We start from the raw sequence: 13,234 nt of genomic DNA, 5'->3' as shown, positions 1-13,234 counted from the left end.
AGCTTGAAATGCTCTGAGTACTTGCTCATAACTCCCCCAAGGGTTGGATTGGTGTCCAACTTCTTGGGGGCAGTCCAGAGTAGGAGCGGGCTTGACCCGCGATGCTTGTTAGCGTTTGTCTTTACGCTTCTTCTCGGCTTTCTTGTGGTGCGACATCAAGCGACGCTTCTTGTTGACCTGGCGGTCGGTCAAGGTGTTCTTGTTGCCTTCGTACGGGTTGTCACTGCCCTTGTACTCGATGCGGATCGGCGTACCGACCAGCTTGAGCACGCGGCGGTAAGTGTTTTCCAGGTAGCGCGAGTAAGACTTGGGTACCTTCTCGACCTGGTTGCCGTGGATCACGATGATCGGCGGGTTGGCGCCACCGAGGTGGGCATAGCGCAGCTTGATCCGGCGGCTGTTGACCATCGGCGGCTGGTGCTCGCTGACCGCGTCTTCGAGGATCTGGGTCAGGCGGCTGGTCGGCCAGCGGGTAACCGCCGACTTGAACGAGTTCTGCACCGACTGGTACAGGTTGCCCACGCCAGTGCCGTGCAGCGCCGAGATGAAGTGGATGTCGGCGAAGTCGACGAAGAACAGCCGGCGTTCCAGCTCGGTCTTCACGTAGTCGCGCTCGCTCGGCTGCATGCCGTCCCACTTGTTCAGGGCGATGACGATGGCGCGACCGGCTTCCAGGGCGAAGCCCAGCAGGTTCAGGTCATGGTCGACCACGCCTTCGCGGGCGTCCATGACGAAGATCACCACGTTGGCGTCCTTGATCGCCTGCAGGGTCTTGACCACGGAGAACTTCTCGACTTCTTCGTGGATCTTGCCGCGCTTGCGCACCCCGGCGGTGTCGATCAGGGTGTACTTCTCTTCGTTACGCTCGAAGGGAATGTAGATGCTGTCGCGGGTGGTACCGGGCTGGTCATAGACGATGACCCGCTCTTCACCGAGCATGCGGTTGACCAGGGTCGATTTGCCGACGTTCGGCCGGCCAATGATGGCGATCTTGATCCCGTCTTTTTCGCTCGGGCCAGGAATACGCACCGCTTCCTCGCCTTCGGCGACGTCGGTGTCGATCTCTTCCTCGTCCTTGTCCCGCGGGAAGTCGCTGAGTACAGCTTCCAGCAGGTTGTTGACGCCACGGCCCTGGGCGCCGGCAACACCAATGGCGTTACCCATGCCCAGTGGCGAGAATTCGGCGATGGCGGCCAGCGGATCGATGTTGTCGATCTTGTTGGCGACCAGGAACGAGCGTTTGTTGCGCTTGCGCAGGTGCTCGGAAATCATCTGGTCGGCGGCGGTCAGACCGGCGCGGGCATCAACCAGGAACAAGACCACATCAGCTTCTTCGATGGCCAGCAGCGACTGTTCGGCCATTTTCTCGTCCATGCCTTCCTCGTCACCGGAAATACCACCGGTGTCGACCAGGATGTACGAACGGCCTTGCCAGCGCGCTTCACCGTACTGACGGTCTCGGGTCAGCCCGGACAGGTCGCCGACGATAGCGTCGCGGGTCCTGGTCAGGCGGTTGAACATGGTGGATTTACCGACGTTCGGTCGGCCCACCAGGGCGATTACGGGAACCATTCGGCTCTCCACTTCATAAATTCGAAAAATACAAAGGCCGCTGCACTGCAGCGGCCGGAGTTCGAGCGGCACCCGAAGTGCCGCAGCCCGAGGCCGGCATGGCCTCAAGCATAGCCTCAGCGGATGGTCAGCGCCTCGAGCTTGCCGCTGTTGCCGTACACATAGATGGTGTCACCCACCACCAGCGGACGGGCGCGCAGGCCATCGCTGTCGATACGCTCACGACCGACGAAACGACCATCGACCTGGCTGAGCAGGTGCAGGTAACCTTCCAGGTCACCCACCGCCACATAGCTGGAGAACACTTCCGGCGCCGACAGCTGGCGGCGTGCCAGCGAGTCGTTGCTCCACAGCGCGCTGGAGGAGCGCTCGTCGATGCCTTCCACGGTGCCCGAAGCCAGGCTCACGTAGACGTTACCGAAGCCCTGGGCCACACCGGTGTAGCTGGAAGCATCACGCTGCCACAGTACCCGGCCGCTCTCCAGGTCCAGGCCGGCGACGCGGCCCTGGTAGCTGGAAACGTACAGGGTACCGCCGGACAGCAGCAGGCCGCCGTCGATATCCACCACCCGGTCAAGCTCCGAGCGACCTTGCGGGATGGCCACGCGCTGCTCCCAGACCGGCACGCCGTTCTGGGTGTCGAGGGCAATCACCTTGCCGGTCGACAGGCCGACAACGGCCAGACGGTTGGTCACGATCGGCGCGCCGGTACCGCGCAAGGTGAGTACCGCTGGCGTGCTTTCGTAGATCCAGCGACGGTCGCCGGTGCTGGCGTCCAGGCCAATGACGCGGTCGTCCTGGGTCTGCACCACCACCACGTCACCGTTGGTGGCAGGTGGTGCCAGTACTTCACTGGTAACGCGCGAGCGCCAGCGTTCTTCACCGGTGCTGGCATCCAGGGCAATCACTTCGCCTTTGAGGGTGCCGAGCATGACCATGCCGTAACCGACGCCAACGGCGCCGGAAACCGGTAGTTCGAGGTCCTTCTTCCAGGCCACGTCGCCGTTGTTGCGATCCAGCGCCATCACCACGCCGGTAACATCGGCGGCGTAGATGCGGTCGTTTTCGATCGCTGGCACCAGCATGTTGAAGGTCTCGCCCTGACCGTCACCGATCGAGCGGCTCCACTGCTTCTTGAGGACCACCTCTTCGGTGAACTTGGTGAGTTCGGCCGGCGGCAATTCCTTTTTGCTGTTGCTGCTGCAACCCACGGCCAGAAGGGCCAGGGTCAGCACTGCTGCATGTTTCCAACCGATCACGTCACGCATCCCCTTTGGCCAGGTCGTCGAGCTTGAGTTGCAGGCCACCGATCGCGGCGTCGTCAGACAGCGCGGCCTTGGCCTTTTCGTAAGCGGCATGGGCTTCGCCAGCGCGGCCCAGTTGTACCAGCAGGTCACCCTTGAGCTCTTCGCGGCTGGCCAGGAAGGCCTGGTCGGCATCGCCTTCGAGCAACTTCAGCGCCTCTTCAACCTTTTTCTGCGCAGCCAGGACACGGGCCAGGCGCTGACGGGCGATTTCGCCCAAGGTTGCGTCAGCCGGCTTGTCCATCACCAGCTTGAGCTCGGCGGCGGCGTCATCGAGCTTGCTGCTCTCGACGGCCACCTTGGCCACGAACAGGCTGGCGTACTGGGCATAGGCCGAGCCGCCAAATTCGTTCTTGAGCTTGCCGGACAGCTCGGCGACCTTGGCCGCGTCAGGCTCGCCAGTTGGCGTCAGGGTAGTCTCCAGCAGGGCCTGGTAGAGGTTCGAGGCGCCTTGCGACTGGTTGGTCTGGTATTTCTGCCAGGCTTGCCAGCCGAACACCACGACCAGCGCCAGCAGGCCACCGGTTACCAGCGGCTTGCCATTGCGGTCCCACCAGTCCTTCATCGCGACCAGTTGTTCATCATCGGTACTCGACACCCCAATACTCCTTTTCACCAAATCGGCTGTTGACTCGCCTCACGCCTGCGCGAGCGAGGCTTCCAGGTGCTCTGCCAGAGCATCCCAGGCAATGTTTTGTTGTTCGCCCTGACCGCGCAGGGGCTTGAAACCTACCACTTGTTGCGCCAGTTCGTCGTCCCCCAGGATCAAGGCGAACAGCGCGTTGCTCTTGTCGGCCTTCTTGAACTGGCTCTTGAAGCTGCCAGCACCGGCGTTGACCTGCAGGCGCAGGTTCGGCAGACGGTCACGCAGGCGCTCGCTCAGGGTCAGCCCAGCCAGCTCGGCCTGCTCGCCGAAGGCGCACAGGTAGACGTCGACCTGACGGTTGATCGATTCCGGCACCTGCTCAAGGGTTTCCAGCAACAGGATCAGGCGCTCGATGCCCATGGCGAAACCAACGCCCGGGGTCGGCTTGCCGCCCATCTGCTCGACCAGGCCGTCGTAGCGGCCACCGGCACACACGGTGCCCTGGGAGCCGAGCTTGTCGGTGACCCATTCGAAAACGGTCTTGCTGTAGTAGTCCAGGCCACGCACCAGCTTGGTGTTGATCACGAACGGGATGCCGGCGGCATCCAGGCGCGCTTTCAGGCCGTCGAAGTGCACGCGGGACTCTTCGTCCAGGTAGTCTTCGAGTTTTGGCGCGTCGACCAGCACCGCCTGGGTGTTCGGGTCCTTGCTGTCGAGGATGCGCAGCGGGTTGCTTTTCAGGCGGCGCTGGCTGTCTTCGTCCAGTTGCTCCAGGCGCGCCGAGAGGAACTCGACCAGCGCGTCACGGTAGCGGGCACGGGCTTCGCTGGTGCCCAGGCTGTTGAGCTCGAGCTTGACCGCGTCACGGATGCCCAGCAGGCCCCAGAGGCGCCAGGTGAGCATGATCAGCTCGGCGTCGATGTCCGGACCGTCAAGGTTGAAGACTTCGACACCAATCTGGTTGAACTGGCGATAACGGCCTTTTTGTGGGCGCTCGTGGCGGAACATCTGGCCGATGTACCAGAGCTTCTGCACCTGACCACTACCGCTGATGCCATGTTCGAGCACAGCCCGCACGCAGGCGGCGGTGCCTTCCGGGCGCAGGGTCAGGGAGTCGCCGTTGCGGTCGTCGAAGGTGTACATCTCTTTTTCGACGATGTCGGTGACTTCACCGATCGAGCGCTTGAACAGCTCGGTGAACTCGACGATCGGCGTGCGGATCTGGCGATAGCCATAGGTATCCAGCAGACCGGCAACGGTGCTCTCGAAATAGCGCCACAGCGGCGTCTGATCGGGCAGGATATCGTTCATGCCACGGATGGCTTGCAGCGATTTGCTCACGGAAAATCCCTTAACAATTCTGTGTCAGTCAGCCACGGGCGATCAGCGCCGCGTCGGCCTCGGCTTTTTCAGCCGCTTTCTGGCGGATGAGTTTTTCCAGCTCATCGACCAGGTTGTCATTGGTCAGCTTCTGCGCAGGCTTGCCGTCGATGTAGATCAGGTTCGGCGTGCCACCGGTGAGCCCGACATGGGCTTCCTTGGCCTCGCCCGGACCGTTGACCACGCACCCGATCACCGCCACGTCCAGCGGTACCAGCAGGTCTTCCAGGCGCCCTTCCAGCTCGTTCATGGTCTTGACCACATCGAAGTTCTGCCGCGAGCAGCTCGGGCAGGCGATGAAGTTGATGCCACGCGAACGCAGGTGCAGGGACTTGAGGATGTCGTAGCCGACCTTGACCTCTTCGACCGGGTCAGCTGCCAGCGAAATGCGAATAGTATCGCCAATCCCTTCAGCAAGCAGCATACCCAGGCCCACTGCGGATTTCACCGTGCCCGAGCGCAGGCCGCCGGCTTCGGTGATGCCCAGGTGCAGCGGCTGGATGATCTGCTTGGCCAGCAGGCGGTAGGCTTCGACGGCCATGAACACGTCGGAGGCCTTGACGCTGACCTTGAAATCCTGGAAATCCAGGCGGTCGAGGTGCTCGACGTGACGCATGGCCGACTCGACCAGCGCCGCCGGGGTCGGCTCGCCGTACTTTTTCTGCAGGTCTTTTTCCAGGGAACCGGCGTTGACGCCGATACGGATCGGGATACCGCGGTCGCGGGCGGCATCGACCACCGCACGCACGCGGTCTTCGCGGCCGATGTTACCCGGGTTGATGCGCAGGCAGTCGACACCCAGCTCAGCCACGCGCAGGGCGATGCGGTAGTCGAAATGGATGTCGGCGACCAGCGGTACGCTGACCTGTTGCTTGATCTTGCCGAAGGCCTCGGCAGCGTCCATGTCCGGTACCGAGACGCGCACGATGTCGACGCCGGCATCGACCAGGCGGTTGATCTGCGCCACAGTCGCGGCCACGTCATTGGTGTCGGTGTTGGTCATGCTCTGGACCGCGATGGGAGCATCGCCGCCAACAGGCACATTACCTACCCAGATTTTCCGGGATTCGCGACGTTTGATCGGAGATTCGCCGTGCATGACTTATTGTCCCAACTTCAGGCGAGCGGTCTCGCCACTGGTGAACGGCGCAACGTCGACAGGCTGGCCGTTGTAGCTGACCTGCACGCCACGGGCAAAGCCCAGGCGGACCGCGAATGGCGGCTTGCCGGTCAGGTCCAGGCTGTCGCCCTTGCGCTTGATGGCGCTGAACAGCACCTTGCCGTTGCCATCGGTGACCGAAGTCCAGCAATCGGCGTTGAACTGCAAGTGCAGCTGGCCGCTACCGCTCGGGGCTGGAGCAGCAACAGCAGGTGCTGCCGGTGCTGGCGGTGCTGCGGCAACCGCGCTATTGACCACCGGTGCAGCCGGGGCTGGCGCCGGAGCAGGCACAACCGGGGCCACCGGAGCCGCTGGCGCTAGCGCAGCGCTGGCAGCAGGTGCAACAGGCGCGGCAGCCGGGCTGGCCGGTGCTTGCTCGGCTGGTACTTGTTCAGCCGGTACTTGTTCAGCCGGGACTGCGCCAGCCTGCTCGGCGGACGTCGGGGCCTGCTCAAGGTTCAGCGTCGTGCTTTGCGGTTGCTGACCCGCGGTCACGGCCTGGTCTTCAGGCTCGTCCAGCGGGTGAATCTGGGTGGTACCGTCGGCGCTTTCGACTTCGACGTGTTCCAGGGCCATGTTGGCCAGGTCCTTGCCGCGCAGGCTGGTCTGGTCCTGCCACCAGAAGAAGCCACCACCGATCACCACCACCAGCAGCACCAGGCTGACGATGCGCAGGATATTGTGCGACAGGCGTACCGGTTCTTCGATGCGGCCCAGCGCGTGCACGTCGCTGCCCTGGGCATGGGTACCGGTGCACTGGTCGAAGGCCTGCACCAGAGTGGCCTGATCCATGTCCAGCAGCTTGGCATAGGCGCGGATGTAGCCACGGGCAAAGGTATGCCCCGGCAGCTTGTCGAAGGCGCCGGCTTCAAGATTGTTCAGGGAACTCACGGTGAGGTTGAGCTTGCGAGCCACTTCGGCCTGGGACCAGTCCCTGCTCTCGCGGGCCTGACGCAGGATTTCACCGGGATTTTCGCGAGTCGCTGCTGCTGCTTCGGGATGCGCCGCTTTCATCATTGCTCCGACAGGTATTGCTGATATTCCGGCGTACCGGGATAAAGTCGTTGTAATTGCAGGCCCAGTTCGCTGGCCTTGTTCCGTTCTTCGAAGACATTGGCCAGGCGACTGCCCAGCAGCAGGCTGCGGGCACTGTGGTCGCTCAGCTGGCTGAAACGATCGTAGTAGTCACGGGCCGGCACATAATGCCTGTCTTCGTAAGACAACTCAGCCATTTCCAGCAACGCGCGCGGTTGCCGCTGGTTGAGTCGCAAAGCTTTTACCAGGTATTCCTGCGCTTCGGCGCGCTGGCCTTGCCTGAGTGCGGTCAGGCCGAGGTTCTCGAACACTCGGGAGCGCTCAGGATACAGGGTATCGGCCGCCGCTTGGGCAAACATCTGCTGCGCCTGGGCGTATTGCCCACGAGCATAAAGGAAACTGCCGTAATTGTTGCGAATTCGGCTGTCGTCCGGGCGGCTGGCCAGGGCCTTGCGAAAGTGCGCTTCGGCCAGCTCCGGCTCATCTTCGGCCTGAAACACCAAAGCCAGGGCCGCATTGGCTGCGGCATCCTGGCTATCGAGGTCGAGGGCTTTTTTCAGCGGTGCCTTGGCCTGCTCGGTCAAACCTTGTTGCAAATAACCCAGGCCCAACTGCACATAGGCCTGCCGCGCCTGTTCACGCCCTTCACGACTGCCCAGCGCGTCCGAACTCCCGCCGGACACGCAACCTGCAAGCAGGGCGAGCGCCAGGATCGACAGCGCGAAGCGCAGGGTCATGGAGGTCCTCTCTTTAGTTGCGCGCGGCGCTTTCTTGCACGTCAGCGTCGGCGTTCAACTGACGCACGGCGATATAGCGCTCGCTGCGACGGGTGCGGTCCATTACCTGGCCAACCAGCTGGCCGCACGCCGCGTCGATGTCTTCACCACGGGTGGTACGCACCGTGACGTTGTAACCGGCGTGATGCAGGTGGTCCTGGAAGCGGCGGATGGCGTTGTTGCTCGGCCGCTCGTAACCGGAATGCGGGAACGGGTTGAACGGGATCAGGTTGATCTTGCACGGCACGTTCTTGAGCAGCTCGGCCATTTCCACGGCGTGTTCGAGCTTGTCGTTGACGTCCTTGAGCAGGGTGTACTCAATGGTCAGTACGCGCTTCTCGCCCAGTTGCGACATGTAGTTCATGCACGCCTCGAGCAATACCTTGAGCGGGTACTTCTTGTTAAGCGGCACCAGTTCGTTGCGCAGCGCATCGTTCGGCGCGTGCAGCGACAGGGCCAGGGAGACGTCGATGTGCTTGGCCAGCTCTTCGATCATCGGGACAACACCAGAGGTGGACAGGGTCACCCGGCGCTTGGAAATACCGTAGCCGAGGTCGTCCATCATCAAATGCATGGCGGCGACCACGTTGTCGAAGTTCAGCAGCGGCTCGCCCATGCCCATCATCACCACGTTGGTGATGGCGCGGTCGATGGTGGCTGGAATGCTGCCGAACGACTTGTTGGCAATCCACACCTGGCCGATCACTTCGGCGGCGGTGAGGTTGCTGTTGAATCCTTGCTTGCCGGTGGAGCAGAAGCTGCAGTCCAGGGCGCAACCGGCCTGGGACGAGACACACAATGTGCCACGCTTGCCCTGGGGGATGTACACGGTCTCGACGCAGCTGCCGGACGCCACGCGCACCACCCATTTACGGGTGCCGTCGCTGGAGATGTCCTCGCTGACCACTTCCGGACCGCGAATCTCGGCAACCGCCTTGAGCTTTTCGCGCAAGGCCTTGCCGACATTCGTCATGGCGTCGAAATCATCGACGCCAAAGTGGTGAATCCATTTCATTACCTGACCGGCACGGAAACGCTTCTCCCCGATAGAGTCGAAGAATTTTTCCATTTCCGGCTGGGTCAGCCCCAACAGGTTAGTTTTGCCAGTCGATGTCGTCATGGATTCACCCTCACCCGTAAGCTTTCGCTTAGCGAGTGGTTACCTCGGTAGCTGCGAAGAAGTAAGCGATTTCGCGAGCAGCAGCGGCTTCGGAGTCCGAACCGTGAACGGCGTTGGCGTCGATGGATTCAGCGAAGTCAGCGCGGATGGTGCCTGGAGCAGCTTCTTTAGGGTTGGTAGCGCCCATCAGCTCACGGTTCAGAGCGATAGCGTTTTCGCCTTCCAGAACCTGAACGACAACAGGACCGGAGATCATGAAAGCAACCAGGTCACCGAAGAAACCGCGCTCTTTGTGCTCAGCGTAGAAGCCTTCGGCTTCGGCTTTGGACAGTTGCTTCAGTTTCGAAGCAACGACGCGCAGGCCGGCTTTTTCGAAACGGGTGGTGATCTCGCCGATCACGTTTTTAGCAACAGCGTCAGGCTTGATGATCGAGAAAGTACGTTGAACAGCCATGGAAAACTCCAGAAACGTTGAGTGAAGCGAAAAATTAAACCCGCGAATTATACGCGGGTTCCGGGGGATTGCCTAACCTGCCGAGCGCGCTCAGTCGGCTTCTTCGATCCAGGCCGCCTGGATGGCTTCGAGAACCTTCTCGCCGCCACGCTGCGGATCGTCACTGAAATCCGGCAATGCCAGCACCCACTGGTGCAGATCGACGAAGTTCACATAACGAGGATCGACTTCCGGCTTGCTTTCGGCAAGCTGGATTGCAATTTCAAGTACATCAACCCATTTCAGACTCATGATGGCTCCCTGAATCAGTGCGGCGCTTCGGCGGCCAGGTTGATCGTGTACTTCGGAATCTCGATGGTCAGGTCTTGCTCACCAACGAGCACCTGGCAAGCCAGGCGCGACTGTGGCTCCAGGCCCCAGGCCTTGTCGAGCATGTCTTCTTCGAGTTCGTCGGCTTCTTCCAGCGAATCGAAGCCTTCACGCACGATGCAATGGCAGGTGGTGCAGGCACACACGCCGCCACAGGCGCTTTCCATCTCGATGTGGTGCTCGTGGGCCAGTTCCAGGATGTTGGTTCCTGGCGCCACCTCCACCACCAGCCCTTCCGGGCAGAACTTCTCGTGGGGCAGAAAAATCACCTGCGGCATCAGTTATTCCTCGATCTCATTCAGGTTGCGCCCGGCCAAAGCGGCTTTTACCGTCGAATCAAGGCGACGGGCGGCAAAGGCATCGGTCACCTGCGACAGACGCTTGGTCTGTTGCTCGATGGCCACGCCATCGGTGCCGGTGATCAAATCACGCAAGTCTTGCATCTGTTGCTCGATCGCCAGGCGCTCTTCGGCGTCCAGCAGGCGCTCGCCATCGGCGTCCAGGGCGCCCTGCACCGCTTCAAGCAGGCGCTCGGCGTCGACCTGGTGCTCGCGCAGCTGGCGCGCCACTTTGTCGAAACCGGCATGTTCGAAGGAGTCCTTGAGCATGCGGGCAATTTCGCCGTCGGTCAGACCGTAGGACGGCTTGACCTGGATGCTCGATTCAACGCCCGAACCCAGTTCGCGCGCCGAGACATTGAGCAGGCCATCGGCGTCGACCTGGAAGGTCACGCGGATCTTCGCGGCACCGGCAACCATCGCCGGAATACCACGCAGTTCGAAGCGCGCCAGGGAGCGGCAGTCACTGATCAGTTCGCGCTCACCCTGCAGCACGTGAATCATCATGGCCGACTGGCCATCTTTGTAAGTGGTGAATTCCTGGGCACGGGCAACCGGGATGGTGGTGTTGCGCGGAATCACCTTCTCCATCAGCCCGCCCATGGTTTCCAGGCCCAGGGACAGCGGAATCACGTCGAGCAGAAGCAGTTCGCCACCATCGCGGCGATTACCGGCCAAGGTATCGGCCTGGATAGCGGCGCCGATGGCGACCACCTGGTCCGGGTCGATTTCGGTCAGCGGGGTACGGCCAAACAGCGCACCGACAGCCTCGCGCACACGCGGCACACGGGTCGAACCACCGACCATGACCACCGCAGCGACCTCTTCCAGCTCCACGCCACTGTCACGCACGGCGCGGCGACAGGCCTTGAGGCTGCGGGCGACCATCGGTTCGATCAGGGCATCGAAGGCACTGCGGGTCAACTCGGCCTGCCAGCTGCCATAGGCAACCGTCACCGCATCAGCGCTGGTCAGGGCCTCTTTGGCTGCGCAGGCGGTTTGCAGCAGTTGGCGCTGGGCGCCGGGATCGAGGTCCGAGGACAGGCCCGCCTGCTCGACGATCCAGCTGGCGATGGCGTGGTCGAAGTCGTCGCCACCCAGGGCGCTGTCGCCGCCAGTGGCCAGCACTTCAAAGACACCGCCGGTCAGGCGCAGGATCGAGATATCGAAAGTACCGCCACCCAGGTCATAGATGGCCACCAGGCCTTCGGCATTCTGGTCCAGGCCATAGGCCACGGCCGCCGCGGTCGGCTCGTTGAGCAGGCGCAATACGTTCAGCCCGGCCAGACGCGCGGCGTCCTTGGTGGCCTGGCGCTGGGCGTCGTCGAAATAGGCCGGCACGGTGATCACCGCGCCAACCAGCTCGCCACCCAGGGTCTCTTCGGCGCGCTGGCGCAGCACCTTGAGGATATCGGCCGAGACTTCCACCGGGCTTTTCGGGCCCTGGACGGTGTCGATGAACGGCATGTGCGACTCGCCGCCGACAAAGCGGTACGGCAGCTGTTCACCCAGCTGCTTGACGTCCGCCAGGCCACGGCCCATCAGGCGCTTGACCGACAGCACGGTATTGAGCGGGTCGCTGGAGGCGGCGTCGCGGGCACCCTGGCCGACATCGATGCGGTCGGCGTGATAGCGCACCGCGGACGGCAGGATGACCCGGCCGTGAGCATCCGGCAGGGGCTCGCTACGGCCGCTGCGCAGGGCAGCAACCAGGGAATTGGTGGTACCAAGGTCAATACCCACCGCCAGGCGACGCTGGTGCGGCTGAGGGCTCTGACCGGGTTCGGCGATCTGCAGTAGGGCCATGCTTATCTGAATACCAGGGGCGCCGCCAGAAGCAGCGCCGGGTTAATCGTCGAGGCGCTCTTCCAGCTGGCGCACTTCGTAGGCGAGCTTGTCGAGAAACTGCATGCGGCGCATCAGGCGCTCGGCCTGTTCACGCTGCGCAGCATCATCCCAGCAGGCGGCGAAGTTCTCATTGAGTGCTTCCTGGGCAGTTTTCAAGCGACGCTTGAAGACGGCCACGCCATCGAGGTCGGCACTGTCCTGGAGGTCTTCGAGCTCTTCACGCAGCTGCATCTGTTGCAGCAGGAACTCGGGATCATGGACGGTGACTTCCTGCGGCACTTCATGACCGCCGATCGCCAACAGGTAGCGTGCACGCCGGGGCGCGCTCTTGAGAGTCTGGTAGGCCTCGTTCAGCGCAGCCGAACGCTCCAGCGCAATGCGCTGTTCACGTTCGGAGGCATCGGCGAAGCGATCCGGATGGACCTCGCGGGCCAGCTCGCGATAGCGAACCGCCAGCTTGTCGAGATCCAGACGGAAGCCAGGTTGCAGGTCAAACAGGGCGAAATGACAAGGAGTACCCACGCGCAGCCTCAGACGTTGAAGCTTTCGCCGCAGCCACACTCACCGCGCACGTTGGGGTTGTTGAACTTGAAGCCTTCGTTCAACCCTTCCTTGACGAAATCCAGTTCGGTACCGTCGAGGTACGTCAGGCTTTTCGGATCGATGATGACCTTCTCGCCATGGCTCTCGAAGACCAGGTCTTCGCTGTCCGGCTGATCGACGAACTCCAGCACATAGGCCAGGCCCGAGCAGCCGGTGGTGCGCACGCCGAGGCGAATACCTTCACCCTTGCCACGTCCGTCGAGGGAGCGCCGCACATGCTTGGCGGCGGCTTCTGTCATGCTGATAGCCATCGAGACTCCTTACCTGCAACAGGCGACCTTAGAGCAAACCTTTCTTCTGCTTGTAATCGCGCACGGCCGCCTTGATGGCGTCCTCGGCGAGTACCGAGCAGTGGATCTTCACTGGCGGCAGCGCCAGTTCTTCGGCCAGCTGGGTGTTCTTGATGGTTTCGGCTTCGTCCAGGGTCTTGCCCTTCATCCACTCGGTGGCCAGGGAGCTGGAAGCGATGGCCGAACCGCAGCCGTAGGTCTTGAACTTGGCGTCTTCGATGACGCCCTGCTCGTTGACCTTGATCTGCAGGCGCATGACGTCGCCGCACGCCGGGGCGCCGACCATGCCGGTGCCGACATCCGGGTCCTCGGCATTCATCTTGCCGACGTTACGCGGGTTTTCGTAGTGGTCGATGACCTTTTCACTGTATGCCATGGTGCAATTCCTTCCTCATCAGAG

The 13,234-nt window shown here is 62.3% G+C and carries 15 protein-coding genes; all 15 read right to left on the bottom strand.

The window, feature by feature from the left end:
* Positions 1-108 precede the first annotated feature (108 nt).
* The 15 genes from der to iscU all read right to left on the bottom strand — a co-directional run bounded on the left by der (position 109) and on the right by iscU (position 13,210).
* A complete protein-coding gene (gene der / locus NLX68_RS23735; protein WP_045196227.1) occupies positions 109-1,572 on the bottom strand; it encodes a ribosome biogenesis GTPase Der in 1,464 nt (487 codons plus the stop codon).
* A 116-nt stretch (positions 1,573-1,688) separates the two neighbouring features.
* Positions 1,689-2,840, bottom strand: coding sequence for an outer membrane protein assembly factor BamB (bamB, locus tag NLX68_RS23730; RefSeq protein ID WP_026001344.1), 1,152 nt, complete (start codon positions 2,838-2,840; stop codon positions 1,689-1,691).
* Positions 2,833-3,441: a tetratricopeptide repeat protein gene (locus NLX68_RS23725; protein WP_254286075.1), complete on the bottom strand. Its 609-nt coding sequence runs from the start codon at positions 3,439-3,441 to the stop codon at positions 2,833-2,835. The genes bamB and NLX68_RS23725 overlap by 8 nt, the downstream gene beginning before the upstream one ends.
* A 72-nt stretch (positions 3,442-3,513) precedes the next feature.
* Positions 3,514-4,803, bottom strand: coding sequence for a histidine--tRNA ligase (hisS, locus tag NLX68_RS23720; protein ID WP_254286070.1), 1,290 nt, complete (start codon positions 4,801-4,803; stop codon positions 3,514-3,516).
* 28 nt (positions 4,804-4,831) lie between these two features.
* Entirely contained in the window at positions 4,832-5,941 is a 1,110-nt protein-coding gene (ispG, locus tag NLX68_RS23715) for a flavodoxin-dependent (E)-4-hydroxy-3-methylbut-2-enyl-diphosphate synthase (protein ID WP_254286069.1), read from the bottom strand.
* A 3-nt stretch (positions 5,942-5,944) separates the two neighbouring features.
* On the bottom strand, positions 5,945-7,015 hold the full coding sequence (locus NLX68_RS23710; RefSeq protein ID WP_254286068.1) for a RodZ domain-containing protein: 1,071 nt from the start codon (positions 7,013-7,015) through the stop codon (positions 5,945-5,947).
* Positions 7,015-7,773, bottom strand: a complete 759-nt coding sequence (pilW, locus tag NLX68_RS23705; RefSeq protein ID WP_254286067.1) for a type IV pilus biogenesis/stability protein PilW — start codon at positions 7,771-7,773, stop codon at positions 7,015-7,017. The genes NLX68_RS23710 and pilW overlap by 1 nt, the downstream gene beginning before the upstream one ends.
* Positions 7,774-7,786: 13 nt before the next feature.
* Positions 7,787-8,932 (bottom strand): 23S rRNA (adenine(2503)-C(2))-methyltransferase RlmN, encoded by a 1,146-nt coding sequence (gene rlmN, locus NLX68_RS23700; RefSeq protein WP_010223456.1) that lies wholly within the window; start codon positions 8,930-8,932, stop codon positions 7,787-7,789.
* Between the two features lie 28 nt (positions 8,933-8,960).
* On the bottom strand, positions 8,961-9,386 hold the full coding sequence (gene ndk, locus NLX68_RS23695) for a nucleoside-diphosphate kinase (RefSeq protein WP_010223457.1): 426 nt from the start codon (positions 9,384-9,386) through the stop codon (positions 8,961-8,963).
* Between the two features lie 90 nt (positions 9,387-9,476).
* The gene (gene iscX, locus NLX68_RS23690) at positions 9,477-9,677 is read right to left on the bottom strand and encodes a Fe-S cluster assembly protein IscX (protein WP_010223458.1); all 201 of its coding nucleotides are present in this window, start codon (positions 9,675-9,677) and stop codon (positions 9,477-9,479) included.
* 14 nt (positions 9,678-9,691) lie between these two features.
* Positions 9,692-10,033 (bottom strand): ISC system 2Fe-2S type ferredoxin, encoded by a 342-nt coding sequence (gene fdx / locus NLX68_RS23685; RefSeq protein ID WP_254286066.1) that lies wholly within the window; start codon positions 10,031-10,033, stop codon positions 9,692-9,694.
* 3 nt (positions 10,034-10,036) lie between these two features.
* Positions 10,037-11,899, bottom strand: coding sequence for a Fe-S protein assembly chaperone HscA (hscA, locus tag NLX68_RS23680; RefSeq protein ID WP_254286065.1), 1,863 nt, complete (start codon positions 11,897-11,899; stop codon positions 10,037-10,039).
* Positions 11,900-11,941: 42 nt separating this feature from the next.
* Positions 11,942-12,463 (bottom strand): co-chaperone HscB, encoded by a 522-nt coding sequence (gene hscB / locus NLX68_RS23675; RefSeq protein ID WP_010223462.1) that lies wholly within the window; start codon positions 12,461-12,463, stop codon positions 11,942-11,944.
* An 8-nt stretch (positions 12,464-12,471) separates the two neighbouring features.
* A complete protein-coding gene (iscA, locus tag NLX68_RS23670; protein ID WP_010223463.1) occupies positions 12,472-12,795 on the bottom strand; it encodes an iron-sulfur cluster assembly protein IscA in 324 nt (107 codons plus the stop codon).
* A gap of 28 nt (positions 12,796-12,823) precedes the next feature.
* Positions 12,824-13,210: a Fe-S cluster assembly scaffold IscU gene (gene iscU / locus NLX68_RS23665; RefSeq protein WP_002552476.1), complete on the bottom strand. Its 387-nt coding sequence runs from the start codon at positions 13,208-13,210 to the stop codon at positions 12,824-12,826.
* Positions 13,211-13,234 lie beyond the last annotated feature (24 nt).

This window comes from Pseudomonas sp. SBB6, assembly GCF_024213215.1.
Classification (GTDB): Bacteria; Pseudomonadota; Gammaproteobacteria; order Pseudomonadales; family Pseudomonadaceae; genus Aquipseudomonas; species Aquipseudomonas donghuensis.
This window is presented reverse-complemented; position numbering and strand designations above follow the sequence as displayed.

Excerpts from the sequence above, each read along its gene's own strand:
- iscA (WP_010223463.1), bottom strand. The coding sequence starts at position 12,795 with ATGGCTATCAGCATGACAGAAGCCGCCGCCAAGCATGTGCGGCGCTCC.
- iscX (WP_010223458.1), bottom strand. The coding sequence starts at position 9,677 with ATGAGTCTGAAATGGGTTGATGTACTTGAAATTGCAATCCAGCTTGCC.
- ndk (WP_010223457.1), bottom strand. The coding sequence starts at position 9,386 with ATGGCTGTTCAACGTACTTTCTCGATCATCAAGCCTGACGCTGTTGCT.
- iscU (WP_002552476.1), bottom strand. The coding sequence starts at position 13,210 with ATGGCATACAGTGAAAAGGTCATCGACCACTACGAAAACCCGCGTAAC.
- der (WP_045196227.1), bottom strand. The coding sequence starts at position 1,572 with ATGGTTCCCGTAATCGCCCTGGTGGGCCGACCGAACGTCGGTAAATCC.
- fdx (WP_254286066.1), bottom strand. The coding sequence starts at position 10,033 with ATGCCGCAGGTGATTTTTCTGCCCCACGAGAAGTTCTGCCCGGAAGGG.
- rlmN (WP_010223456.1), bottom strand. The coding sequence starts at position 8,932 with ATGACGACATCGACTGGCAAAACTAACCTGTTGGGGCTGACCCAGCCG.
- bamB (WP_026001344.1), bottom strand. The coding sequence starts at position 2,840 with ATGCGTGACGTGATCGGTTGGAAACATGCAGCAGTGCTGACCCTGGCC.
- NLX68_RS23710 (WP_254286068.1), bottom strand. The coding sequence starts at position 7,015 with ATGAAAGCGGCGCATCCCGAAGCAGCAGCAGCGACTCGCGAAAATCCC.
- hscA (WP_254286065.1), bottom strand. The coding sequence starts at position 11,899 with ATGGCCCTACTGCAGATCGCCGAACCCGGTCAGAGCCCTCAGCCGCAC.
- NLX68_RS23725 (WP_254286075.1), bottom strand. The coding sequence starts at position 3,441 with ATGAAGGACTGGTGGGACCGCAATGGCAAGCCGCTGGTAACCGGTGGC.
- ispG (WP_254286069.1), bottom strand. The coding sequence starts at position 5,941 with ATGCACGGCGAATCTCCGATCAAACGTCGCGAATCCCGGAAAATCTGG.
- pilW (WP_254286067.1), bottom strand. The coding sequence starts at position 7,773 with ATGACCCTGCGCTTCGCGCTGTCGATCCTGGCGCTCGCCCTGCTTGCA.